The sequence below is a fragment of the Sphaerisporangium perillae genome (assembly GCF_023276435.1).
GTDB lineage: Bacteria > Actinomycetota > Actinomycetes > Streptosporangiales > Streptosporangiaceae > Sphaerisporangium > Sphaerisporangium perillae.
The window spans coordinates 155185-179385 of the sequence record NZ_JALLPO010000002.1; the positions used below are offsets into that span (position 1 = coordinate 155185).

A 24201-nucleotide genomic window follows, 5' to 3' on the forward strand; every position below is an offset into this window, starting at 1 on the left:
TCTATTACCTCCAGGGGACGCGTTGCTACCGTTGACCAAGTTCCTATCGCGGCTTGACAGGGCGGGACCTCTGTGGGGACGCCCATGACGCCCGATCACCCGCGGCGGGTGGGACCGCCGAACCGGGGCCCGATGTCGAACGCGTTCAGTTTCCGCATAAGGTGGGCAGAGTGAGTGTCGCGCTCGGGATAACCCGCCCCCCGCTGGTTCGCACCATCTCCATCCATCACCCCGGAGATCTGATCGCGCGACTGCCGCAGGCTCCCCCCTACGCCTGGGTCCACCGCGGTGAAGGCCTGGTCGCCTGGGGTGAGGCGGCACGGGTGAGCGTTCCTCCCGGGCCCGACCGCTTCGACTGGGCCAGGGCGTGGCTGGCGACGGCGTTCGGCGAGGCCCACATCGACGACGACGTGGACGTGCCCGGCTCAGGGCCGGTCGCCTTCGGCTCGTTCACCTTCGACCCCGACGCCCCCGGCTCGGTGCTGGTCGTCCCCCGTGTCGTGCTGGGCCGCCGGAACGGCCGCGCGTGGCTGACCACGGTCGGCGAGGCGCCGATCGACCTGGTGGCGCCCATCGGCTCCCCCGGCCGCATCGTGTACGGCGACGGGTCGCTCACCGCGCCGGAGTGGCAGCACGCCGTGGGCCGCGCGGTGCGCGAGATCAGGTCGGGCCGGCTGGAGAAGGTCGTGCTGGCCCGCGACCTGGTGGCCACGGCCGAGCACGACATCGACGTGCGGGTGCTGCTGGACCGCCTGGCCGCCGCCTATCCCGACTGCTACACCTTCTCCTGCGCGGGCCTGGTCGGCGCCACCCCCGAGCTGCTGGTGCGCCACACCGGCAAGGCCATCGAGTCGCTCGTGCTGGCCGGCACCACCTACCGGGGAGCGGGCCCCGCCGAGGACCGTGCGCAGGCCGCGGCCCTGTTCGCCTCGCGCAAGGACCGCCACGAGCACGCCTGCGCGGTCGCCTCGGTCCGCGAGGCGCTCACGCCCCTGTGCGCCTCCCTCACGGTGCCGGACGAGCCCGAGCTGCTGGTGCTGCCCAACGTGCAGCACCTCGCCAGCCGGGTGCGCGGCCGGCTGGCGGACGGCGCGTCGGTGCTGGACGTGGTGGCGGCCATGCATCCGACCGCGGCCGTCGGCGGCACGCCCACCGGCGTCGCGCTGGACGTGATCCGCGAGCTCGAGGGCATGGACCGCGGCGGCTACGCCGGACCGGTCGGCTGGATCGACGGCCGCGGCGACGGCGAGTGGGGCATCGCCCTGCGCTGCGCCCAGATCGACGGCCGCCGGGCCCGGCTGTTCGCCGGCTGCGGCATCATGGGCGACTCCGACCCGGCCGCCGAGCTGGCCGAGGCGCAGGCCAAGTTCCGCGTGATGCGGTACGCCCTGGAGGGCTGAGCGCGGCTCAGTCCTCCACCGGCCTCCTCCCCAGCGCCGGCTCCCCGCCCGCGCCCTGGCCCGGCGGCTCGTCGCCGTTCACCGGCTCCTTCTCCGCCGCCGAGCCCTCGGCCGGGGCCGGCCCCGCCACGCCGTGGCGGTCGAGCTCGTGGGCGAGGTCGTCCAGCTCCGCGCCTCCGGCCATCAGCGAGGTGAGCTCCTCGCGGGTGATCGCGTCCTTGTCGAACTGCCCGAGGCTGGTCCCCCGGTTGAGCAGCAGGAAACGGTCCCCCACGGGGAAGGCGTGGTGGGGGTTATGGGTGATGAACACCACGCCGAGCCCCCGGTCGCGGGCCCGCGCGATGTAGCGGAGCACCACTCCGGCCTGCTTGACGCCGAGCGCCGAGGTCGGCTCGTCGAGGATGAGCACCCGCGCCCCGAAGTACACCGCCCGCGCGATGGCGACCGACTGCCGCTCGCCGCCGGACAGCGTGCCGACCGGCTGGTCGACGTCGCGGATGTCGATGCCCATCGCGCGCAGTTCCTCGCGTGCGACCCGCTTGGCCAGGGCCACGTCGAAGCGGCGCAGCGGCCCGGCGACCGGCTCGGAGCCGAGGAAGAAGTTCCGCCAGACCGACATCAGCGGGATCATCGCCAGGTCCTGATAGACCGTGGCGATCCCGCGGTCGAGGGCCTCGCGCGGCCCGCCGAGCCGCACCGGCGTGCCGTCGAGCAGGTACTCGCCGCTGTCCTGGGCGTGCACCCCGGAAAGGATCTTGATGAGCGTCGACTTGCCGGCGCCGTTGTCCCCGAGGACGCAGGTGACCTCGCCCGCCCGCACGAGCATCGAGACGCCCCGGAGGGCGATCACGCTGCCGAAGGTCTTGCCGATCTCGCGGGCTTCCAGCAGCGGCGGGGTCATCGTCGCACCTCCTCGGCGTAACGGCGGACCAAGCGGTTGGCGAGCGTCGCCAGCAGCAGCATCGCGCCCAGGAAGAACTTGAACCAGTCGGCGTCCCATCCGGCGAACACGATGCCCTTGTCGGCCATGCCGAAGATCACCGCGCCGATGGACGCGCCGATAGCCGAGCCGTACCCGCCGGTCAGCAGGCAGCCGCCGATCACGGCGGCGATGATGTAGATGAACTCCTGCCCGATCCCGGCGTTGGCCTGGACCGAGGTGAAGCGCAGCGCCATGATCGAGCCGACCAGCCAGGCGGCGGTGGCCGTGGTCATGAACAGCGCGATCTTGGTACGGGCCGCCGGCACGCCGACTGCGCGCGCCGCCTGCTCGTTCCCTCCGACCGCGAAGATCCAGTTGCCGGCGCGGGACCGCATCAGCACCCAGGTGGCCAGGGCCGTCACCCCGATCCACCAGAGGATCGCCACCCGGAAGTCCACCCCGCCGACCGTCACCGACCCCGCCAGCAGCGCCTGCGCCCCGTCGTACCCCTCGGCCCGGCGCAGGCCGCTGACCTGCACGGTGCCGGTGAGCGCCTTGGTGACGCCGAGGTTCAGCCCCTGCAGCATGAGGAAGGTGCCGAGGGTGACGATGAAGCTGGGCAGCTTGGTGCGGACCACGAGCAGCCCGTTGGCGAAGCCGATGGCCAGGGCCAGGACGAGCCCGGCGAGCATGGCGGCCCACAGGTTCCAGCCGTACTTGGTGGCCAGCGTGACCATCACCAGCCCCGTCGTACCGGTGAGCACTCCGGCCGACAGGTCGAACTCCCCGCCGATCATGAGCAGGGCGATGGCCACGGCCATGATGCCCAGCGTGGATGCCGGGTCCAGCCAGTTGGCCACGCCGTCCGCCGACCGGAAGACCGGCGACTGGGAGGAGAAGAAGGCGAAGACGGCGATCGCGCCGACCACCGAGCCCAGCTCGGGGCGGATCAGCAGGCGCCGGAGCAGCCCGGCGCCCGCGATCCGCTCGTCGGCCGGGAGGCTGGTCACCGGGTGCCGCCCTGCGCCAGCTTGGCGACCTGCGCCGCGTTGTCCTTGGTCACGAACCCCGGGCCGGTGTTGACGGGCAGGCCGCCGCCGACGGTGTTGAGGTTCTTCTTGTACAGGTAGAGGAAGGTGATCGGCAGCCAGCCCTGCAGGTACTGCTGCTGGTCGACGGCGAACAGGATCTCCCCCGCCTCGATGGCGTCGACGACGTCGGCCGACAGGTCGAAGGTGGCGAGCTTGGCCGTGGATCCACCGTCCTTGATCGCGTCACGGGCGGCGATCGCGACCGCGGGGTTCAGCGTCAGCACGCCGTTCAGCGAGGAGTCCGTCTGGAGCTTCGCCTTGATCTTGGAGGTGGCGTCGGCGAGGTTGCTCACGTCCACCTGCAGCCGCTCGACGGTGCCGCCGAGGGTCGCCGTGGCGCCGTTGCAGCGCTGGTCCAGGCCGACGTTGCCCGCCTCGTGGATGACGCAGAGGAGCTTGGTGACCCCCTCGGCCTTGAGCTTCTCCCCGGCGCCGCGCCCGGCGACCTCCTCCGACTGCCCCACGTGGGTGATCGCGCCGAACTCCTTGGACTTGTCGGCGCCGGAGTTGATGGTGACGACCGGGATCTTGGCGGCCACCGCCTTGGTGATCGACTCCTTCAGGGCGTCGGGGTTGGCCATGGAGACCACCACGCCGTCGACCTTCTGGCTGACCGCCTGGTCGATGAGCTGGGCCTGCTTGGCGGGGTCGCCGTCGCCCTGGTAGGTCACCTTGGCGCCGTACTGCTTGCCGGCGGCCTCGGCGCCGTTCTTCACGACGTCCCAGAACGCGTCTCCGGCGCCGCCGTGGGTGATGACGGCGAAGGTGCCGCCGCTCTCGCCGCCCTGCCCGCCCGCCGCGGACGACGCGGGGGCGCCGGACGCCGGGGTGGTCGCGTCACCGCTGGAACATCCGCCGAGCGCCAGCGTTCCCAGGGCTATCGTCGCCATCAACCGTGTGGTCAACCTCATGGATTACCTCCCGTACCGTCCCGGGGGACGGGATCGGCCGCATGCCAGCGTTTGTAACCTCAGGTAACCTCCCTGTCAATCATTTGTCGTGACATTCTGACGTACAGGCCTTTCGCGCCGGATCCGCCGGAAACGTTGCAGGGCAGGACGATGGACTCTGACCTGCGGGAACACGCGAAAAAGCCCGGCAAGAGACTCTCACCGGGCCCGGGGGGGACGTCAGGGTCTAACTCAACTTGCGCACGATCCGGAGGATCTCGTCCAGCTTCTCCGATTGCTCATCCAGCTTCTCCGATTGCTCATCCAGCTTCTTGGTGTGCCCTTCGACGGTCGCGGTCAGGCCGTCGAGTCGCTTCGTGTGGCCGTCCAGGATCTCCGAATGCCTTTGCAGAGTGAGTCTTTGCAGCTCCTGCTCGGACCGGATTCCTTTGACGTCAGCCACCAGGAACTGGTAATACGCACCGACTCCCTCGGCGGCCTTTCTGGCCTCGCCGGCCACGTAGGACACCGCGATGGTTTGATCCTCCAGCGTGCCGAGCCTCTGCTCGATCTTGGTAAAGCGCTCTTCAAGCTCAGCTGTTGACATCACCATTACCTCCTGCCCCAGAGATTACCGTCCACCGTGACGATGTGCGACGACTTCGCGACCCTACGTGAAGATCTCTCATGCTCGCCGTGATCGCCCCTGCCCTGACGACGTCGCGCCACCTGGGTGGATATTTGTCAGGACATTCTGATGTCCGCTAATCTCGTGCCAAAGCGATCAGTTACAGAGCCGGGAGAAGGCATGGGCACTCGACTCGACATCGACCTCGATCGCTCCAGCCCGGTGCCTCTCTACTTCCAGGTGGCCGAGCAGATCGCCGAGGCGATCCGCAGGGGCGACCTGGTGCCCGGAGCCCGGCTCGACAACGAGATCTTGCTCGCCGACCAGCTCGGGTTGTCACGGCCCACCATCCGCCAGGCCATCCAGTATCTCGTGGACAAGGGCCTGCTCGTGCGCAAGCGCGGCGTCGGCACCCAGGTGGTGCACGGCCAGGTGAAGCGGACGGTGGAGCTCACCAGCCTGTACGACGACCTGCGCCGCGCCGGCCAGGAGCCGACCACCAAGGTGCTGTCGCTGAGTCCCGTCAAAGCGGACGAGCAGGTCGCGGCCGTCCTCGGGCTCGCGACCGGCACCGAGGTGCTCCACCTGGAGCGGGTGCGGTACGCCGCCGGAGAGCCGCTGGCGCTCCTGCACAACTGGCTGCCCGCCGGGCTCGGACCGCTGACGGCGCAGGCCCTGGAGGAGCGCGGGCTGTACGAACTGCTGCGCGCCGGGGGCGTGCGGATGCGGGTGGCCAACCAGCGCATCGGCGCCCGCGCGGCCACCCCGGCCGAGGCGCGACTGCTCGACGAGCGCCGGGGCGCGCCACTGCTCACGATGGTCCGCACGACCTACGACGACCAGGGCAGGGCCGTCGAGCACGGCTCCCATGTCTACCGGGCCTCGCACTACTCGCTGGAGGTCACGCTGATCGAGCGCTGACCGGCGGCCCGCTCACCGCTCGCGGGCTCCTCTCCGGCCTCGGTCTCGGTCTCGGTCTCCTCGACGCGCCCGGCGCGGTGCTTGATGTACAGAGTGGTGCCGATGCCGAACAGCACCGCCACGACGAGCCCCACCCACGAGAAGCCCTTGAGCCACCGGTCGGCGACGATGCCGAGGTAGTAGATGACCGCGGTCGTGCCGCCCGCCCACATGATGCCGCCGAGCACGTTGGCGACCAGGAAGCGCCAGTACGGCATGCGCAGCGCGCCCGCCAGTGGCCCGGCGAGGATGCGCAGCAGGGCGATGAAGCGGCCGAAGAAGACCGCCCACATGCCCCACCGGTCGAAGGCCTTCTCGGCCTTGGCGAGGTGGTTAGGACCGAAATGCTTGGGGAAGCGCCTGCCGAGGCGGTCGAACAGCGGCTGCCCGCCCTTGCGCCCGATGGCGTAGCCGATCGAGTCGCCGATGATCGCGCCGGCGCTCGCGCACACCCCCACCCACACCGGGCTCACGACGTGCTGCGCCGACAGCAGCGCCGCGCTGACCAGGACGACCTCTCCGGGCAGCGGGATGCCGAGGCTCTCCAGGCCGATGACGGCGGCCACGATGACACAGATCCAGACAGGGGGGATCGCCTGGAGCCATTCCTCGACATGCATGGCTCACACCCTATGCCGTGTGATGCCCTTGGCTTTACCGCATCGCGGATCGCCGTGGCCGCTCTAGGGCGAGCCGAGGGCGCGGACCGCCTCCTGGGCGGCCTCGCGCATCGCCGTGTGCACGCGGGCGTTCTCCGCGCGGTCGGTGCGGATCTCCACGATGCGCAGCCCCTCACCCCTGATCGCCTTGGGCAGATCGTCGATCGAGGGGAGCATGGTGTGCGGGGTGCCCGTGGCGGCGGCCAGGTAGGACAGGTCGACGCCGTGCGGGGTGCCGAAGACCCGCTCGAAGGAGTCAGGCAGCCCGGCCTGCGGGAGCAGGGAGAAGATGCCGCCGCCGTCGTTGTTGACGACCACGACGCAAAGGTCGGGCCGGGGCTCGCGGGGGCCGAGCACCAGGCCGTTCTGGTCGTGCAGCAGCGTCAGGTCGCCGAGCAGGGCGTAAGCGGGCCCGTTGTGGGCGAGGGCGGCGCCGATCGCGGTGGAGACCAGGCCGTCGATGCCGGAGGCGCCGCGGTTGGCGAGCAGCCGCAGGCCCCGCCTGGGCCGCATGGCCTGGTCGAGGTCCCTGATCGGCATCGAGGACCCGCAGAACAGCAGGGCGTTGTTGGGCAGCGCCTCGGCCAGGTCCCTCGCCAGGCGCGGCTCGGTGGTCCCGGCGTCGTCCAGCACGGCGTCGACGGCCGCGCGGGCGGCAGACTCGGCCGCCCGCCAGGACCGCAGCCAGGTGTCGTCACCGGCCGCCACGGGGATCTCGACGGCCTCGGCCACCTGGGTGGCCGACCGGGTGGGATCGGGCCAGCGCGACAGGTCGGGGGTGACCACGATGTGCTCGCCGGCCTGCCGGAGCCACGACAGCAGCGGCCGGGAGAGGCTGGGCCTGCCGAGGGTCACCACCACGTCGGGACGGTGGGCGTCGGCGAACTCGGGCGTGCCGAGCAGGAAGTGGTAGGCGGAGACGGCGTGGTCGCCGTAGCGGGCTCCCCCGGTGGGCTCCGACAGCACCGGCCAGCCGGCCATCCCCGCGGCGGCGACGTACCGCCGCACGTTGGTCGCGCCGTCGCCGACCACGAGCACGCCGCGGCGGGTGGGCGGGACGTGCAGGCCCGCCGAGGGCGGCGCCACCCGGGCCCGCACCCACGGGCCCTTCGCGTCCCTTTCGAGGGGCTCGCACCAGGAGGAGTCGCCGTCGGGGATGAGCGGCTCGCGGAAGGCGAGGTTGAGGTGCACGGGACCGGGATCGCCCGGGCCGAGGGACCGCTGGTAGGCCCGGCAGGCCAGCGAGCGCCAGTAGGCCACCTGGCCCGGCCGTTCCTCCGGCACGCCGACCTCGCTGAACCAGCGGACCGACGCGCCGTACAGCTTGAGCTGGTCGATCGTCTGGCTCGCCCCGGTGGAGCGCAGCTCCGGCGGCCGGTCGGCGGTCAGCACGAGCAAAGGCACGCCCGACTCGCCTGCCTCGATCACGGCGGGGTGGAAGTTCGCCGCGGCGGTGCCCGAGGTGCACACCAGCGCGACCGGGCGCTCGGACCTGCGGGCCAGGCCGAGCGCCAGGAACGACGCCGAGCGCTCGTCGATGCGCACGTGCAGGCGGATGCGCGAGTCGCCGTGGGCGGCGATGGCCAGGGCGGCCGACCGGGAGCCGGGAGCCAGCACCACGTCGGTCAGGCCGCAGCGCACCAGCTCGTCGATCAGGACACCGGACAGCGCGGTGGCGGGGTTCACCTGCCCTCCTCGGACACGGCCCGCCGGGCGGGCCACCCGGCCAGGCGGGCACTCGCGGGAACGGGGAAGGCCCTCATCTAGGGGCGGCGCGGGAAGCGGGAGAAATCGGGACGGCGCTTCTCCTTGAAGGCGTCGCGGCCCTCCTGCGCCTCCTCGCTCATGTAGTAGAGGAGCGTCGCGTCTCCGGCGAACTGCTGCATGCCGGCGGCGCCGTCGCTGACGGCGTTGATGGCCCCCTTGAGCATGCGCAGGGCCAGCGGCGACTTGTCGAGCATCTCGCGGCACCACTGGACGGTCTCGGCCTCGAGCCGCTCCAGCGGCACGACCGTGTTCACCAGGCCCATGTCGAGGGCCTCCTGGGCGTTGTAGAACCGGCACAGGTACCAGATCTCGCGGGCCTTCTTCAGCCCGACGGTCTCGGCGAGCAGCCACGCGCCGTAGCCGCCGTCGAAGGAGCCGACCTTGGGGCCGGTCTGGCCGAACATGGCGTTGTCGGCGGCGATGGTGAGGTCGCAGCAGACGTGCAGCACGTGGCCGCCGCCCACGGCGTAGCCGGCGACCATGGCGATGACCGGCTTGGGCAGGCGGCGGATCTGGATCTGCAGGTCCAGCACGTTGAGGCGGCCGATGCCGTCGGGGCCGATGTAGCCGTCGTCGCCGCGGATCTTCTGGTCGCCGCCGGAGCAGAAGGCCTCGGTGCCGGCGCCGGTGAAGATGATCACACCGACGTCGCCGTCGTCGCGGGCGGCGGAGAAGGCGTGCTGCAGCTCGAAGAGCGTGGTCGGGCGGAAGGCGTTGCGCCGCTCGGGGCGGTTGATCGTGATCTTGGCGATGCCTTCGGCCGTCTCGTAGATGATGTCCTCGTAGTCACCGGACCGCTTCCAGTCGACAGTGCTCACGGTCACGCTCGCTCCTCACTCACCTGCGCGCCGCCGGGCAGGACCACGGACAGGGGGCGCCTCTCAACGGGACTAACCTTACGACCGTGAGTGAGCGTCCTGTGCACGCGGTGGTTCTACCTCCCGGTCCGGCCCTGTTCGACCTGGTTCGCCAGGCGCTCCTCTATGACGGCCCCGCCGTGCTCCCCCTCGCTCCCGACCTGCCCGCCCCGGCGCTGGAGGCGACGATGGAGGCGATGCGCCCGACCCATGTGGTGACCGCCGGGGGCGTGGAGCGCCGTCCGGACGGGGTGCCGGCCGCCGGGGACACCGCGGTGATCATCGCGACCAGCGGCTCGACGGGCGTGCCCAAGGGCGTGGAGCTGGGCGCCGCCGCCCTGACCGCGTCGGCGTCGTCCTCGCTCGAACGGCTCGGCGCCCGGCGGGGCGAGCGCTGGCTGTGCTGCCTGCCGGTCTCGCACGTCTCGGGCCTGCAGGTGCTGGTGCGATCACTGCTGGGCGGCGCGGAGCCACTGATCCACGAGCGCTTCTCCCCCGGCGCGGTGGCGCGCAGCGGCGCCGACCACGTGTCGCTGGTCCCGACCCAGCTCAGGCGGATGCTCGACCTCGGCGCAGACCTGTCGCTGTTCCGCACGATCCTGCTCGGTGGCGCCGCCGCGCCGCCGGGCCTGCTGGAGGAGGCGCGCGGTGCGGGCGCGCGCGTGGTGACGACGTACGGCATGAGCGAGACGTGCGGCGGATGCGTCTACGACGGCGTGCCGCTCGGCGGCGTTCGCCTGGCCGTGCGGGATGATCAGCGGGTGCGTCTGGCCGGCCCGGTGCTGTTCTCGGGGTACCGGCTGCGTCCCGATCTCACCGAGGCCGCGATGGACGAGGGCTGGTACCTCACCTCCGACCTCGGCGCGCTCGAGGAGGGCCGGCTGCGGGTGCTCGGCCGCGCCGACGATGTGATCAACACCGGGGGGCGGAAGGTGGTGGCGGGGACGGTGGCCGCGATCCTTTCCGGTCACCCCGGGGTCCGGGAGGCCGTCGTCGTCGGCCGGCCGCATCCGGAGTGGGGCGAGGAGGTCGTGGCGGTGGTGGTGGCCGCCGACCCGGCCGCTCCCCCGGCCCTCGGAGAGCTGCGCGCCCTGGTGAAGAGCCGGTTGCCGGCGTACGCGGCGCCGCGCGCGCTGGCGCTGCTGGACCGGCTCCCCCTGCTGCCGAATGGCAAGCACGATCTTGTCGCCATACGCCGGGATATTTCCGGGTTTGTTGGCGCAAGGGATGTTTATTGACCACAATGTCCCGTCAAGGGAACCGGAAGCCGCATCCAGCGCGTCATACGGACAGCTGGATCCAGGAAGGACGCCTTGATGAACCCAACCCGCAAGATGTGGATCTCCGCCGGAGTGGTGGGAGCGGTCCTCGCCGGAGGCATCTCCGTCGCGGCGGCCGCCGCGTCGGGACGGGTCCAGACCGACAAGGTCAGCCAGGAGAGCGAGAGCTCCAAGACCTACGCTCCGGGCGAGGCACCCGGCCAGATCCCCGGCCCTGACGTTCCCGCGAACGCCGAGCCGACGCGGGCGCCGAAGGACTTCGTCGTCAGCGAGGACAACCTGAACCCCGACCCCAAGAAGGTGGCGGAGTTCTGGACCGAGAAGCGCATGGAGAAGGCCGAGCCCCTTCCGATCCCAGTCATCACCGGGGAGAAGAAGCCGAGGTAGTAGGTCTCCGGCAACGGACCACAGGGAGGCGGGCCGCCTGCGGGCGGCCCGCCTCCCTTCCTGTGGGGCGCCGGCCCGCGCGGGTGTCCGCCGGGCGGGGGGAGCGCGCGATCCCGGGAAGGGGGCGACGGAAGCACCGTCGACGAAGAGAGGTACCGTGGAGCCTCCGCACACACCCCGGCCCGCCCGGTGACCGGCGGCGACGTGCGCGGTCGCCACAAGGCGTCCGGCCAGAGCAGTGCGGGCGGCGGGAACAAACCACGGCGCCTGACGTTATTGATACTGGTGCGCCGAACCTCGAACGCCGCGCCATCCCACTGACCAAAGACGACTCCGTGTAGGAGGAGGTGTGCTCATGCCCCGAACTGCCGCGGCGACCTCGCCCTCCCGCGAGGCGACCTCGACGGCGCTCGATCAGGTGCTCGACCGAGGGCGAGCGCAAGGTCACCTTTCCCTCGCGGAGCTCCGCGAGGCGTTCTCCTCGGCGCAGATCAGTCCGGCCAAGGGCCGTTCGATCCTGCGCGAGCTCGCCGAGGCCGGCGTCAACCTGGCCGCGGAGAACGAGCCCACGCCTGGTGGCCCGGCGCGAAAGACCCGTAAGAGCACTCCAGTGAAGACTACCGCGAAGAGCGCAATGACCCGCACCACGATGACGTCCGCCGACCCGGCGGCCACGGCCGAATCCTCCGAGGGAACCGTCGCGACCCGCCGCCGCCACACCACTCGCCGCACGGCCCACAAGGCGCCTGAGACGGCGCCCGCCCCGGCCGCCTCCACCGTCCCCGCCCCGGCCAATGCCCCGGCGGCCCAGGACGGGCCGCCGGAGGCCGAGGACGGCTGGAGCGAGCCGGACGAGAACGAGCTGCAGAGCGAGACGCTCGACCTGGACGACCAGTCCTCGGTCATGGGCGACTCGGTGCACACCTACCTCAAGTCGATCGGCCGCCGCACGCTGCTGACCGCCGCCGAGGAGGTCGAGCTGGCCAAGCGCATCGAGGCCGGCCTGTACGCCGAGCACAAGCTCGAGAGCGAGCCGTCGCTGACCGACGACCAGCGCTCCGACCTGGAGTGGGTCGCCGAGGACGGCAGGCGCGCCAAGGACCACATGCTGGAGGCCAACCTGCGGCTGGTCGTCTCGGTGGCCAAGAAGTACACCGACCGTGGCATGGCCCTGCTGGACGTGGTCCAGGAGGGCAACCTCGGGCTGATCCGCGCGGTGGAGAAGTTCGACTACTCCAAGGGCTACAAGTTCTCGACGTACGCCATGTGGTGGATCCGGCAGGCGATCCAGCGCGGCTTCGCCGACTCGGCCCGCACGATCCGGCTTCCCGTGCACGTGCTGGAGATGCTGTCCAAGCTCTCGCGCATCGAGCGCGACATGCACCAGCGCTTCGGCCGCGAGCCCACCCCCGAGGAGCTGGCGGTGGAGCTGGACAAGACGCCGGACCAGATCGAGGAGCTGCTGCGCACCAGCCGGCAGCCGATCAGCCTCAACGCCACCATCGGCGAGGACGGCGAGACCACCATCGGCGACCTCATCGAGGACGTCGACGCCCCCGAGGCCTCGGAGGTCGTGGACCGGCAGCTGCTGGGCGCGGAGCTGCGGGGCGTGCTGGGCAACCTCACCCCGCGCGAGGCCAAGATCATGGCGCTGCGCTTCGGCCTGATCGACGGCAAGCCGCACACGCTGGACGAGATCGGCAAGCACCTCGGGCTCACCCGGGAGCGGATCCGCCAGCTGGAGAAGGAGTCGCTGTCCAAGCTGCGGCACCCGAGCAACACCCGCCCGCTGCTCGACTGGGCCAGCTGAACGAGCCCGCCCGGTCCGTCCGCGGCGTAGGGGACCTCCGGCGGGCCGGTCACGACGGACCGGTCCAGCGGACCAGGCGTAGTCACGGCGGAGCAGGCAAGGTCACATCAGAACGGCCTCCCCCTCACGGGTGGAGGCCGTTCTGATGTCCACGTGCCCGCGGCGTGCGGACCGCCCGCCGGCGGGCGGTCCTCGCTCAGCGCGCGGCGGCGGAGGGGCGCGGCACCCGCGCGATGCCGGTCAGCCGGTTCTCCTCGCGCAGCGTGCGCAGGTGGTCGACCTCGTCGGTCCACTTGGCGCCCTCAGGCGTCGCCCGGCCCTTGCGCCGCCGGATGCGGTCGTCGTAGGCCTTGACGCCGAAGGTGGCGCGCTGGGCGGCCTCCGCGGCCCGCAGGGCGTCGGTCAGCGCGCGGTCGTAGGCGAGCCCCGCCGCCCGCAGCTCCATGACGCCGGCCCGGCCCTCCTGGGCGCGCCACAGCGCGCGCTCGGCCTCGCGGGCCTTCTCCATCAGCTCCGGGAAGCTCTTTCCGACCTCCTGGTCGGCGTGGTGCCTGACCTCCGCCTCCCGGCTCACACTCGGACGGAAAAACGCCATCGCCTGCCCTTTCTCAGCACATCGCCGGTGATCCGGCCTTCGTCGCTCGCCATAGCGTACGCCGCCTCCGTGCCCGTCCGGACCCGCGGTCCGTCATGGTGGCGGGGTCCGGCACGGCGCGGTGCCCTTTACAAAGTAAGTCATCATGCGGATCATGCCTGGTATGCCAGCGAAGCGACCTCCCGTCCCCCTGTCCCGCGAGCGCATCATCGACGCCGCCCTGCACATCGCCGACGGCCAGGGGCTGCGCCGGCTGACCATGCGGCGCCTCGGCGACGCCCTGCAGGTGGAGGCGATGGCGATCTACCACCATCTCCCGCGCGGGAAGGAGGCGCTCATGGACGCGCTCGCCGAGCACGTCACCACGGTCACCGTCGAGCCGGTCGCCTCCGCGAGCTGGCAGGAGGTCGCCCGGGCCTGGGCGCACGCCGGCCGGGCGGCGCTGCTGGAACACCCGGGGGTGCTGGCCCTGGCCCTCACCAAACCGCCCCAGGGCACCGCGCTCATGGCGATCCGGGAGCAGGCGGAGCAGCTGGCCGCCTCGGGGCTCGGCGACGCCGCCCAGGCCGTCCGGTCCCTGCGCGCCTACGTGATGGGCAGCGTGGCGGTGGAGATCCAGCGCTCGGGGTGGGCCGCCCCGCCGGACGACGCGGACGAGGGTGCGGCGCCGGTTCCGGCCACCTCGCGTGCCGAGTCCGGCGAGGAGGCCGTGACCGCGTTCGAGCGCGGCCTGGACGCCCTGCTCAGAGGGCTGGCGCGCGCGTAACCCTTCGTTTATCTGTTCGGCGGCGAGTCGTGCCTGGACCGTTATCTTCGGTGGGGCAGGCTTGTGTCGCAGGTCACACCGCCGATTCAGCCCTATGGGGCCCCCGCGGACCCCCTAATCGAAGGATCCAAACCGTCCCAATGGGCTATGTCGCCCGCGTGTGACCCGCAGCACACTTACTCTGTAGGTGTGCGGTAGCGCACACGTCAACCACACAGCGCTCGTCCCCGTCCAACGGGGACCGGGGGAATCGGCGCGAGGCAGAGGTGCCTGGCCACGACGCCCCCTGCCGAGCACCAGACCGAGAGAGAAATCCGGAGGCACGCCAATGTGCCCGCATGAGCCGTCCTGTCCGACCACCACCGCGCCGGACCGCGAAGCCGCCCGCACGATCGCGGCACACCCTGAACAGGGGTGGAGCCTGTTGTGCAACGGCATCGTGCTATTCGAGGACACCGGGGAGCTCCTGCCCAACGGCGCGATCATCGCCCCACACCGTCCCACCGACCTGGCCATCAGCGCGGCCTGACGATCACGAGAACCGGGGGCCGAGCCACCGCGCGACGACCTCGCCCACGTGGGCGGGGTCCCTGTTGAGATCGTGTCCCTCGCCGGCGAGCACCACCAGGCGTGCAGCGTCCGCCTGATCGGGGATCCCGAAGCGATCACGGTCGCCGCTGACCACCAGCACGTCCACGCCCGCCCCACGCAACTCCTCCGCCCGCGAGCGCTCCGGCCTCCCCGGCGGGTGCAGGGGAAAGGCCAGTGCCACCACCGCCGCCGCTCCGACGGCGCGGGCCGTGCGGCAGGCCACCCGGGCCCCGTTGCTCCGGCCGCCCTGCACCAGGGCCAGGCCGGGAAACCGCTCCCTGAGCGAGGTCACCAGCGCGGTCCACGCCTCGTCCTGGCGGGCGGGCGCCCCCGGCGCGCGACCTCCGGCGACCCTGAACGGCTGCAGCACCCGCGCGACCGTGCCCCCGATCTCACGCACCGCGTCGCGCACCGCCAGCAGGTCGGGCGACTCCACCCCGCCTGCCGACCCGTGGGTGAGGACGAACAGGAACCTCGGCACCCGCGCCTGGTCGATCTCCACGATCGCCGGCCCCCGCGGCGTCTCGATCTGCATGGCCGACACGGTACTCGCGGCGTACCCCCTTACTTCTCACAGGGGATGCCACCGCCTGCGGATATGTGCCAGGTTAAGGGGGTGCCGGATAACTCACTCCCCCGCGACGAGCTTCGCGCCACCGTCGAAGCCCGCCGAGACCTCGGTCCCGACTACGAGAACGCCCTGATCGAGTCCTTTCTCGAGAAGATCGACGCCACGATCGATTCCAGGGTCCGGGCCGAAGTGGCCGCGCAGAACGGCTACCGGCCCCATCCCGCGCCGCCCGGCCATCCCGGGCCGACCGGCCACCTGGGGCCGTACGGCCCTCCGCACGCGGCCGGGCCCGCGCCCAAGCAGTTCGACGGCACGATCCCGATCGCGCTCGGGTCGCTCGGCATCGGCATCCCCCTGACCGCGATCGCCGCCAGCGAGGCGGGCCCCGCCGGGCTGTTCCTGGCCTGGACCGGCATCATCCTGGTCAACGTCGCCGCCGCCTTCGGGCGCCGCCGCCGCTAGGCCCTCACGGGGCCGCGGGCTGCCGGAGGGGCCGCAGGGCGCTCAGGGCGGCGCCCGGGTCGTCGGCGAAGAAGCGGACGGTGGTGACCTCGGCGCGCCGGCCGAGGGGGCGCACGATGGTGACCGGGCCTGTGAGCTCGACGACGACGTTGGTCTGGGAGGACACCGCCACGCCGAGCCGCCCGCCCTCCACGGTCACCATGCCCGGCTCGTTGTAGACGCGAGACAGCCGCACCGACGAGATGAGCTCCCGGGGGACGCGCAGGTCGAAGAACGCGCCGAATCGGACGCGCAGCTCGCCCGCCGAGACGACGTGAGGACGGGTGGCGCACGCCGCGGCGAAGGCCAGCGCGAACAAGATGCCGTACAGGTCGAGCACCAGGATCACGGTGCGCAGGCCCGCCGCCACGCCTAGCCCCCGCAGCAGCACCTCCACGACCACCGTCTCCACGGTCATCACGAACAGCATCACCAGGATCAGCGCGGACTGCTCCCCGGCGTACGGCACCGCGACCGCGCGGGCCGGCACGCCGTCGCGGCGGCGCAGGACCCACAGCACGAGGCTCGCCATGCCCTTCAGGTCGAACGCCAGCACCCTGCGCACCTGCTCGGGCACCAGGCGGTCGGCGGCCGCGCGCAGCGCCGCGCGGCGGCCCGCGCCGCCCCGGCGTGCGGCCCGGAACAGCCGCAGGAGGACCGCCACCTCCAGGAGCAGCACCGCCCCGACGGCGGGCTCGGCCACCGCGAGCACCGGGCCGGGCACGGGCACCCCCGACAGGAGCAGGACCGCGAGCAGCAGCTCCGCGGGGACCACGGCGTACAGGACGGCGCGCGCGATCCGGAGCATCACGCCCTCGCCTGCAACGTGATCATGACGAGCCGGAGCACCTCGGCCTGGGCGGGCGACATCTCCGTCGACATCGCCTCGAGCCACCGCCCGCCGTCCCCACCCCCGCCCCTGCTTTCGCTCGCGTCCCGGTTCCCGGCGGCGTCCGGGCCGGGTCCGGGCGGGAACGCCCGTTCGGGAGGGGTGTCCAGGTTCGCGAGCATCAGGGCGGCCATCTCGTCCGGGATGTGCGCGGCCAGGTCGGCGGCGAGCGGGGCGACGCGGAGGTCGCCGGGGCTCGCGCCGGCCAGCTCGTCAAGGCGCCGGTACAGGGCGTGTCCCCAGGCGAGCGCGGCGGGCTCGGTCAGCGGGCTCATCAGGCCGGCCAGCCGGGACCGTTCCTCCGGGCCGGCCAGGCCGTCCACCAGGGCCAGCAGTTCGCGGTCGAGTTCGGCGAACGCCGAGCCCGGGGCGGGCAGATCGCGCAATACCGCCGCCATCTCGGCCGACATCATCGCGTCGGGACCCGGGGCGGCCTGCGCCGATGGCTTCATTAGAAACGTTGACGCTACGTCAAGGTCAACCTGGCGGGTCATCGTCGCGGCGCAGGCGCAGGCGGACCTGCTCGGCCACGCTCTCGTCGGGATGGCCGAGCCCGTACGCCCACACCGCCTCGGCGTCGGCGTCGCGCCCCCGCAGGGGCAGCGTGCGGGCCAGCAGCTCGATGGCGAGCGCGGCGCCGTCGGTGTCCCCTCCGCCCTCGGCGGCCACGGCGAACTCCCCGCACGCCATGTCGAGATGGGCGATGCCGAGCAGCACGCGCAACCTGCCGGGATCGGCCACCTCCGGCAGCTCGAGAGCGTCGATGAGCACGTCGGCGGCCTCCCCCGGCTCCCCCACGTCCAGGAGGTACTCGGCCAGGCGCTGCGCCGCCAGGGAGCCCGCCTTGGGGTCGCGGGTGGCGAGGGCGGCCCGCAGGGACGCCTCCGCCTCGCTGTCGTCGCCCTGCCCTGCGGCGATGCGCGCCAGCGCCAGGTGGGCGGCGGGCAGGTAGGCCGGGGTGCCGACCCCGATCACGGCCTGCCAGGCGGCACGCGCCTGGTCGGTCATGCCTTCGTCCTCGAACCCGCGCGCCAGGTGGCAGGCCGCCTGGGCGGCGTACTCGGGGTGGCCGGTGGCCAGGGCGGTGCGGGCCGCGGCCCTGGCCCCGGCGACGTCGCCGCGCCGCTCCAGCACCAGGGCCAGGCCGACCGCCGCCTGGGCGCGGTCGGCCTCCCGCTCGTCGGCCGCGAGATCGGCGAAGATCTCGGCGGCCGCCTCGAGCTCACCGCTCTCGGCGAGCCTTCGCGCGTCGTCGATCCGCCGCCCGGACTCGACCTCGTGCGCCGCCATCGGGACCTCTTCTCCGCATCAGAACTCCCCGGGCCTCGCGACGCGGGCGCGCCGTCGCGCGCGACATATTATGCCGATCCAGACGGGGTTCCGGAGGTCGTCGCCTAGTCTTCGTACGCCTCCAGCGGAGGGCAGGAGCAGACGAGGTTGCGGTCGCCGTACGCCTGGTCGATGCGGCGCACCGGCGACCAGTACTTGTCGTCGCGCAGCGCCGGCACCGGGTAGGCCGCCTCGGTGCGGGTGTAGGGGTGCTTCCAGTCGTCGGCCAGCAGGCAGGCGGCCGTGTGCGGGGCGTTGCGCAGCGGGTTGTCGGTCCCGTCGTACTCGCCCGAGGCGACCTTGGCGATCTCCGCCCGGATGGCGATCATCGCGTCGCAGAACCGGTCGAGCTCGGCGAGGTCCTCGCTCTCGGTCGGCTCGATCATCAGGGTGCCGGCCACCGGGAACGACATGGTGGGCGCGTGGAAGCCGTAGTCGACGAGCCGCTTGGCGACGTCGTCGACCGTGACGCCGGTCTCCTTGGTGATCTGGCGCAGGTCGATGATGCACTCGTGGGCGACCAGGCCCTCGCGGCCGGTGTACAGGACGGGGTAGTGCGGGGCGAGCCGGCGGGCCAGGTAGTTCGCCGACAGGATCGCCTGCTCGGTGGCCGCCTTGAGGCCCTGCGCGCCCATCATCCGCACGTAGGCCCAGGAGATCGGCAGGATGCCGGCCGAGCCGTACGGCGCGGCCGAGACCGGGCCCACCGGGCCGTCCTGCATCGGATGCCCGGGCAGGTAGGGCGCCAGGTGGGCGCGGACCGCCACCGGGCCCACGCCGGGACCGCCGCCGCCGTGCGGGATGCAGAAGGTCTTGTGCAGGTTGAGGTGGGAGACGTCGGCGCCGAAGTCCCCCGGCTTGGCGAGCCCGACGAGCGCGTTGAGGTTGGCGCCGTCCACGTACACCTGGCCGCCGGCCGCGTGCACCTGCTCGCAGATCGCGGTGATCGTCTCCTCGTACACCCCGTGCGTGGAGGGGTAGGTCACCATGATGGCCGCGAGCCGGTCACGATGCTTCTCGATCTTGGCGGTGAGGTCGGCGACGTCGACGTTGCCGTCCTGGTCGCAGGCCACCACGACCACCCGCATGCCGGCCATGACGGCGCTGGCGGCGTTGGTGCCGTGGGCGGAGGAGGGGATGAGGCAGACGTCGCGCTCGTGGTCGCCGCCGGCCCGGTGGTAGGCGCGGATCGCCAGCAGTCCGGCGAACTCGCCCTGCGATCCCGCGTTGGGCTGCAGGGAGACCGCGTCATAGCCGGTGACCTCGGCCAGCCACCGCTCCAGGTCCTCGATCAGCGACCGGTAGCCCTCGGCCTGATCGGCGGGCGCGTAGGGGTGGATGCCGGCGAACTCCGGCCAGGTGATCGGCTCCATCTCGGTCGTGGCGTTGAGCTTCATCGTGCACGAGCCCAGCGGGATCATCGACCGGTCCAGCGCGATGTCCTTGTCCTGCAGCTTGCGCAGGTAGCGCAGCATCGCCGTCTCGGAGCGGTGGGAGTGGAACACCGGATGGGTGAGGAAGTCGGTGGTGCGGAGCAGCTCGGCCGGCAGCGCGTCGGAGGTCGCGGTGTCGAGGTCCTCCAGGACGACGCCGGTGAGGCCGAACGCCTCCCAGACGGCGCGCAGATGCTCGCCGGTGGTCTTCTCGTCGCAGCTCACGCCCACATGGTCGGCGTCGGCGAGCCGCAGGTTGACGCCATTGCCCAGGGCGGCCGCGACGACCTCGGCGGCCCGGCCGGGGACCCGGGCGAGCACGGTGTCGAAGAAGTCGTCATGGACGATCTCGACGCCCCCGCCGCGCAGCCCGGCGGCGAGCACCGCGGCGTGCCGGTGCGCGCGCTGGGCGATGCGCTTCAGCCCCTCGGGGCCGTGGTAGACGGCGTACATGCCGGCGATGACGGCGAGGAGCACCTGCGCCGTGCAGATGTTGCTGGTGGCCTTCTCCCGGCGGATGTGCTGCTCGCGGGTCTGCAGGGCCAGCCGGTAGGCCGGGCGGCCGTCGGCGTCCTGCGACACCCCGACCAGGCGCCCGGGCAGCTGCCGCTGAAGGCCCTCGCGGACCGCCATGTAGGCGGCGTGCGGCCCGCCGTACCCGAAGGACACGCCGAAGCGCTGGGAGGAGCCGACCGCGATGTCGGCGCCCAGGGAGCCGGGGGCCTCCACCAGCGTGAGGGCGAGCAGGTCGGCGGCTGCGACGACCAGCGCGCCACGCTCGTGGGCCTCGGCCGCGACCGCGCGGAAGTCCTTGATCCTCCCGCTGGCGCCGGGGTACTGGACGAGGACGCCGAACAGCTCCCCGTCGGGCAGCCCGCCGGCGAGGTCCGCCTCGGCCAGCTCGATGCCGAGCGGCTCGGCGCGGGTGGCCAGCACGGCCTTGGTCTGCGGGAGCGTGTCGGCGTCCACGACGAACACCGGGGACTTCGCGCGGCCGGCGCGCCGGGCCAGGGTCATGGCCTCTGCCGCGGCCGTGGCCTCGTCCAGCAGGGAGGCTCCGGCGACGTCGAGCCCCGCCAGGTCGGCGACGACGGTCTGGAAGTTCAGCAGGGCCTCGAGGCGCCCCTGCGAGATCTCGGGCTGGTAGGGGGTGTAGGCGGTGTACCAGCCCGGGTTCTCCAGCAGGTTGCGCCGGATGACGGCCGGGGTGATCGTGTCGTGGTACCCCAGGCCGATCATGGAGGTCGGCACCGCGTTGCGGGAGGCGAGCGCCCGAAGCTCGGCGATGGCCTGGTCCTCGCTCGCCGGCTCGGGCAGGTCGAGCGGCACCTGCGAGCGGATCGCCTCCGGCACCGCCACGGCGATCAGGTCGGCCACCGAGGCGTAGCCCACGGCCTCCAGCATGCGGGCCTGGTCGGCGTCCGACGGGCCGATGTGCCGGGTGGCGAAGGGCGGTGCGAAGAGGTCGCGAAGCGGTGACCGATCGGTCATGAGGCCCTCCTGAAGGGATAGAGACCGGCGCTGGACGCGCGCGTATGCCGGATCTCCCCCTCTGTCAGCGCGACATCCTCATCGCGACCTGAGAGCTTCATCCCAATATGCGGGATTTGCACCGTCGGTGAGACACGCCTGGCGGGCACGCCTACTTTCCAGAGTCGCCTCACCTGTGCGGTACGTGGGCCTGAGAGATTCCGGGGAGGTTGCTCCTTCGGCGCCCCGGTCACTCGCCGGCGCCACGCGGAGCGCGGAGCCAGCCCATGCCGGGGTCTCTCCCGCACAGGGTCATCAGCCTTCGTGGTAATGCTACCGTGCCGCCCGAAGTACGGGCCTCCCCTATTGATCCCCTTTGCCGGGTTTTATCCCCATCCAAGGGGTATGTAGCGATCTACCCTGATGCAACGGATCTCGAGGGATATGCACGAAAGAGTCCCCGCCCCTCACCAGAGGGAGTCGCCCCGCCCCGAACCTCGGCCCGGGTCAGCCGGTCTTGCGGGCCTTCCTGCGCCGAGCCAGCTCGTCACCTGGGTGGTCCTCCAAGGAGTCACGACCGGCCGGCTCCGCGCGTTCCCCCGGCAGCTCCGCCAGGGATCCCTCGACCTCGCGCCACACCCCGCCGAGAGCGATGCCGAACACGCCCTGGCCGCCCTCCAGCAGATCGATGACCTCATCCGCCGAGGTGCACTCGTAGACGCTCACGCCGTCGCTCATCAGGGTGATCTGCGCCAGGTCGTTGACCCCGCGCTCACGCAGATGCTGCACGGCGGTGCGTATCTGCTGCAGCGACACCCCGGTGTCGAGGAGACGCTTGACCACCTTGAGCACCAGGATGTCCCGGAAGCTGTAGAGCCGCTGGGATCCCGACCCCTGGGCCGCGCGCACCGACGGCTCGACCAGCTGGGTTCGCGCCCAGTAGTCCAGCTGCCGGTAGGTGATGCCGGCCGCCGAGCACGCCGTCGGGCCGCGGTATCCCACGTCGGCGGGCAGCGACGCCGGCCGCTCGTCGAACAGCAGGCCCTGCTCACCCGCGCGCTCCCGCGCCGACTGGCGCTGGGCCGGATCATGCTGGCCGGCCGTCTTTCCCTCGCCGCTGCTGACCGCCACTGCGGACCTCCGGCTTTCTCTCATCCCACGGTCTGATCTGGGGGTTCGTGAATTACAACCGTGGTTTCCCTTGCACCGTAGGACCGGCGCGATGCTCAGTCAACGATCCCGCCCGGCGCGTCGTGAAGCGTAAATGCCCGAAATGGTTAACCCGCACGGCCGAAGTCCTCGGGCGTGATCGTGTCAAGGAACTCCCGGAACTTCTCGACCTCGTCCTCCTGGTCGTCGGGGATGATGACGCCGGCCTCGCGCACCACATCCTCACTGGCGAAGATGCTGGCACCGGTGCGTAGCGCCAACGCGATCGAGTCGGACGGGCGCGCGCTCACCTCGACCCCGTTGGAGAACACCAGGTCAGCGAAGAAGATCCCGTCTCGCAGCGCGACGATGTTGACCGTCTGCAGCCGCACGCCGAGAGCTTCGATCACGTCCTTGAACAAGTCGTGGGTGAGCGGCCGGGGAGGCGGCTCCTCTGCCTGTGCCAGAGCGATGGCCGTGGCCTCGGTCATCCCAATCCAGATCGGCAGATAACGCTCACCCTTCGCCTCCTTGAGCAGGACGATGGGCTGGTTGGAGGGCATCTCAACGCGAACCCCCACGACCTCCATCTGCAACACAGGCTGCTCCGTCTCATTGGGTCGCCGGCCCGCTCCGGGCCCGTTCCCTTGCGGCTCTCGGCTCGCGGCGTGACCATCGCCGCAAAATTCAACGTAACATCCCCGCACCGCGAATTGTCCGGGCGGCCCGTCACCGGCCCAGAATGCCCCGCAGACCACCCCGCACCAGGGCGGTGTGCAGCTCCTGGAGCAGGCCGGAGAGCTCCCGGGCGGTCTCCTCGGCCCGGTCGACGGCGCCGGGGGCGCGGCGGCGCAGCAGCGGCGCGACGGCCTGCTCGACCAGCCCGGCCTCCCGCTCGGCGGCGGCCTTCAGCACCCGCAGGTGGCGCGGGTGCAGCCCGAACCTCGCCAGCGCTCCCGAGGCCCTGGCCACGGTGAGGGCCTCGGCGTCGTACCACCGGGCGACCGGGGTCAGCAGGCCGTAGTCCTCCAGCTCGACCAGGGTCTCCTCGTCGAGCTCGGCGGCCTCCAGCAGCTCGGCGCGGCTGAGCCGCACCTCGGCGGGCGGGGAGTCCGCCCCAAGGGCCCGCGGCCGCGTCAGGCCGCCCGGCCCGTCGCGCTCGGCGGTCTCCAGGTGGTCCTTGATCACGCGGAGCGGCAGGTAGCGGTCACGCTGGGCGGTGAGGATGTAGCGCAGGCGCTCAACGTCGGCATGGGTGAACTTGCGGTACCCCGACGGAGAGCGCTGGGGCTCGATGAGCCCCTCGCCCTCCAGGAAGCGGATCTTGGAGACGGTGACGTCGGGAAAGTCGGCCCGCAGAACCTCGAGCACCTCCCCGATGCTCATGAACGCCCTGGCCACCTGCGCGCTCATCACCGCTCCTGTTCACCCACGCGTGAGGAACACCAGCCGGAATTTGCCGATCTGGACCTCGTCACCGCCGGACAGCGGAAGCTCCTCGATGCGCTCCCGGTTGACATAGGTGCCGTTGAGGCTGCCGACGTCCCTGGCGGTGAAGTAGCTGCCCCGCCGGTAGAACTCGGCGTGCCTGCGCGACACCGTCACATCGTCCAGGAAGATGTCGCTCTCGGGGTGGCGACCCGCCGTCGTGAGATCGCTGTCGAGCAGGAAGCGGCTCCCGGCGTTCGGCCCGCGCATCACGACCAGCAGCGCCGTACCCGGAGGCAGCTGATCGACCGCCGTCCGGTCGGGTATGAGCGTCTGTCCCGTCGCCTCGCCGTCCATCGCCTCGATCCCGCTCAGGGAGATCGTGGAAGTGGTGTCCCCCGGCGTGTTCTCGACACGGCTCAGCGGCGACCCGCACCGTGAGCAGAAACGGGCGTCCTCAGGATTGGCATGACCGCACTGCGTGCAGTAGACGCTCGGCATCGATCGGCTCGGCCTCCTACCGCGAAGTCGCGGCGACGGTGCTCTGGGCGGCGTGCCTCGGTTCTTCGCTTCTCATGGTTGCTCAGACTGCGAATGCCGCAACTTACGCTGATGAGTCGCAAAGGTCAAGATGAGTGCAGGCTCGCGGGTTCGGACATGCTGCTGATGGGGCTCGCTCGGGTCCTCGCTGACGGGGGCTCGCGTGTGCTCCTGACGGCGCTCGCCCCTCGTTCCTTCCGACTCGGCTCGCCTCGCCGGTCCAAAGTTACCGCCCGGCCCGCCCTCCGGTCCATGCGCCGCGCCGTTCGATTGTGCCTGGAATCGGAT

The 24201-nt window shown here is 71.8% G+C and carries 25 protein-coding genes and 1 riboswitch; of the genes, 8 read left to right on the top strand and 17 right to left on the bottom strand.

The window, feature by feature from the left end; translation table 11 throughout:
• The first annotated feature begins 170 nt into the window (after positions 1–170).
• Entirely contained in the window at positions 171–1400 is a 1230-nt protein-coding gene (locus MYF83_RS02700; protein ID WP_248958526.1) for an isochorismate synthase, read from the top strand.
• Between the two features lie 7 nt (positions 1401–1407).
• Here the strand turns inward: MYF83_RS02700 and MYF83_RS02705 are convergent, their stop codons facing one another.
• From MYF83_RS02705 to MYF83_RS02720, 4 genes are all read right to left on the bottom strand, one after another.
• The gene (locus MYF83_RS02705; protein ID WP_248958527.1) at positions 1408–2301 is read right to left on the bottom strand and encodes an ATP-binding cassette domain-containing protein; all 894 of its coding nucleotides are present in this window, start codon (positions 2299–2301) and stop codon (positions 1408–1410) included.
• The gene (locus MYF83_RS02710; RefSeq protein ID WP_248958528.1) at positions 2298–3332 is read right to left on the bottom strand and encodes an ABC transporter permease; all 1035 of its coding nucleotides are present in this window, start codon (positions 3330–3332) and stop codon (positions 2298–2300) included. Before MYF83_RS02710 ends, MYF83_RS02705 begins: the two co-directional genes overlap by 4 nt.
• A complete protein-coding gene (locus MYF83_RS02715) occupies positions 3329–4324 on the bottom strand; it encodes a sugar ABC transporter substrate-binding protein (RefSeq protein ID WP_248958529.1) in 996 nt (331 codons plus the stop codon). The genes MYF83_RS02710 and MYF83_RS02715 overlap by 4 nt, the downstream gene beginning before the upstream one ends.
• 226 nt (positions 4325–4550) lie before the next feature.
• On the bottom strand, positions 4551–4910 hold the full coding sequence (locus MYF83_RS02720) for a hypothetical protein (protein ID WP_248958530.1): 360 nt from the start codon (positions 4908–4910) through the stop codon (positions 4551–4553).
• A gap of 201 nt (positions 4911–5111) precedes the next feature.
• Between MYF83_RS02720 and MYF83_RS02725 the strand changes: the two genes are divergently transcribed.
• Positions 5112–5852: a GntR family transcriptional regulator gene (locus MYF83_RS02725; protein WP_248958531.1), complete on the top strand. Its 741-nt coding sequence runs from the start codon at positions 5112–5114 to the stop codon at positions 5850–5852.
• Here the strand turns inward: MYF83_RS02725 and MYF83_RS02730 are convergent.
• The 3 genes from MYF83_RS02730 to menB all read right to left on the bottom strand — a co-directional run bounded on the left by MYF83_RS02730 (position 5819) and on the right by menB (position 9135).
• The gene (locus MYF83_RS02730) at positions 5819–6511 is read right to left on the bottom strand and encodes a DedA family protein (RefSeq protein WP_248958532.1); all 693 of its coding nucleotides are present in this window, start codon (positions 6509–6511) and stop codon (positions 5819–5821) included. The two genes, MYF83_RS02725 and MYF83_RS02730, sit on opposite strands and share 34 nt — an antisense overlap.
• Positions 6512–6574: 63 nt before the next feature.
• Complete coding sequence (menD, locus tag MYF83_RS02735) at positions 6575–8236, bottom strand: 2-succinyl-5-enolpyruvyl-6-hydroxy-3-cyclohexene-1-carboxylic-acid synthase (protein ID WP_248958533.1); 1662 nt, start codon at positions 8234–8236, stop codon at positions 6575–6577.
• 77 nt (positions 8237–8313) lie between these two features.
• Positions 8314–9135, bottom strand: coding sequence for a 1,4-dihydroxy-2-naphthoyl-CoA synthase (menB, locus tag MYF83_RS02740; RefSeq protein WP_248958706.1), 822 nt, complete (start codon positions 9133–9135; stop codon positions 8314–8316).
• A gap of 86 nt (positions 9136–9221) precedes the next feature.
• Between menB and MYF83_RS02745 the strand changes: the two genes are divergently transcribed.
• From MYF83_RS02745 to MYF83_RS02755, 3 genes are all read left to right on the top strand, one after another.
• A complete protein-coding gene (locus MYF83_RS02745) occupies positions 9222–10412 on the top strand; it encodes an AMP-binding protein (RefSeq protein ID WP_248958534.1) in 1191 nt (396 codons plus the stop codon).
• Positions 10413–10490: 78 nt separating this feature from the next.
• Positions 10491–10841, top strand: a complete 351-nt coding sequence (locus tag MYF83_RS02750) for a hypothetical protein (RefSeq protein WP_248958535.1) — start codon at positions 10491–10493, stop codon at positions 10839–10841.
• Positions 10842–11196: 355 nt separating this feature from the next.
• Positions 11197–12651: an RNA polymerase sigma factor gene (locus MYF83_RS02755; RefSeq protein WP_248958536.1), complete on the top strand. Its 1455-nt coding sequence runs from the start codon at positions 11197–11199 to the stop codon at positions 12649–12651.
• A gap of 196 nt (positions 12652–12847) precedes the next feature.
• Here the strand turns inward: MYF83_RS02755 and MYF83_RS02760 are convergent, their stop codons facing one another.
• Positions 12848–13246: a hypothetical protein gene (locus MYF83_RS02760; protein ID WP_248958537.1), complete on the bottom strand. Its 399-nt coding sequence runs from the start codon at positions 13244–13246 to the stop codon at positions 12848–12850.
• A 163-nt stretch (positions 13247–13409) separates the two neighbouring features.
• Here MYF83_RS02760 and MYF83_RS02765 point away from each other — a divergent pair, with 163 nt between their 5' ends.
• Both MYF83_RS02765 and MYF83_RS02770 read left to right on the top strand, forming a co-directional pair.
• A complete protein-coding gene (locus tag MYF83_RS02765; protein WP_248958538.1) occupies positions 13410–14012 on the top strand; it encodes a TetR/AcrR family transcriptional regulator C-terminal domain-containing protein in 603 nt (200 codons plus the stop codon).
• A 328-nt stretch (positions 14013–14340) separates the two neighbouring features.
• A complete protein-coding gene (locus MYF83_RS02770) occupies positions 14341–14541 on the top strand; it encodes a DUF5999 family protein (RefSeq protein WP_248958539.1) in 201 nt (66 codons plus the stop codon).
• A gap of 3 nt (positions 14542–14544) precedes the next feature.
• Here the strand turns inward: MYF83_RS02770 and MYF83_RS02775 are convergent, their stop codons facing one another.
• Positions 14545–15138: an alpha/beta hydrolase family protein gene (locus tag MYF83_RS02775; protein WP_248958540.1), complete on the bottom strand. Its 594-nt coding sequence runs from the start codon at positions 15136–15138 to the stop codon at positions 14545–14547.
• Between the two features lie 81 nt (positions 15139–15219).
• Between MYF83_RS02775 and MYF83_RS02780 the strand changes: the two genes are divergently transcribed.
• Positions 15220–15636, top strand: a complete 417-nt coding sequence (locus MYF83_RS02780; protein WP_248958541.1) for a hypothetical protein — start codon at positions 15220–15222, stop codon at positions 15634–15636.
• Positions 15637–15640: 4 nt separating this feature from the next.
• Here MYF83_RS02780 and MYF83_RS02785 read toward each other — a convergent pair whose 3' ends face one another.
• From MYF83_RS02785 to MYF83_RS02820, 8 genes are all read right to left on the bottom strand, one after another.
• On the bottom strand, positions 15641–16483 hold the full coding sequence (locus MYF83_RS02785; RefSeq protein WP_248958707.1) for a hypothetical protein: 843 nt from the start codon (positions 16481–16483) through the stop codon (positions 15641–15643).
• Complete coding sequence (locus MYF83_RS02790; RefSeq protein ID WP_248958542.1) at positions 16483–17016, bottom strand: hypothetical protein; 534 nt, start codon at positions 17014–17016, stop codon at positions 16483–16485. The genes MYF83_RS02785 and MYF83_RS02790 overlap by 1 nt, the downstream gene beginning before the upstream one ends.
• Positions 17017–17041: 25 nt before the next feature.
• Positions 17042–17854, bottom strand: a complete 813-nt coding sequence (locus tag MYF83_RS02795) for a tetratricopeptide repeat protein (protein WP_248958543.1) — start codon at positions 17852–17854, stop codon at positions 17042–17044.
• Positions 17855–17958: 104 nt separating this feature from the next.
• A complete protein-coding gene (gene gcvP / locus MYF83_RS02800; protein ID WP_248958544.1) occupies positions 17959–20817 on the bottom strand; it encodes an aminomethyl-transferring glycine dehydrogenase in 2859 nt (952 codons plus the stop codon).
• Between the two features lie 168 nt (positions 20818–20985).
• A riboswitch (glycine riboswitch) is annotated at positions 20986–21111 on the bottom strand.
• A gap of 192 nt (positions 21112–21303) precedes the next feature.
• Positions 21304–21927: a MerR family transcriptional regulator gene (locus MYF83_RS02805; RefSeq protein WP_308201387.1), complete on the bottom strand. Its 624-nt coding sequence runs from the start codon at positions 21925–21927 to the stop codon at positions 21304–21306.
• A gap of 146 nt (positions 21928–22073) precedes the next feature.
• Positions 22074–22544, bottom strand: coding sequence for a bifunctional nuclease family protein (locus MYF83_RS02810; protein ID WP_248958545.1), 471 nt, complete (start codon positions 22542–22544; stop codon positions 22074–22076).
• Positions 22545–22674: 130 nt separating this feature from the next.
• Complete coding sequence (ftsR, locus tag MYF83_RS02815) at positions 22675–23358, bottom strand: transcriptional regulator FtsR (protein ID WP_248958546.1); 684 nt, start codon at positions 23356–23358, stop codon at positions 22675–22677.
• Positions 23359–23370: 12 nt separating this feature from the next.
• A complete protein-coding gene (locus MYF83_RS02820) occupies positions 23371–23874 on the bottom strand; it encodes an FHA domain-containing protein (protein ID WP_248958547.1) in 504 nt (167 codons plus the stop codon).
• Between the last annotated feature and the right edge of the window lie 327 nt (positions 23875–24201).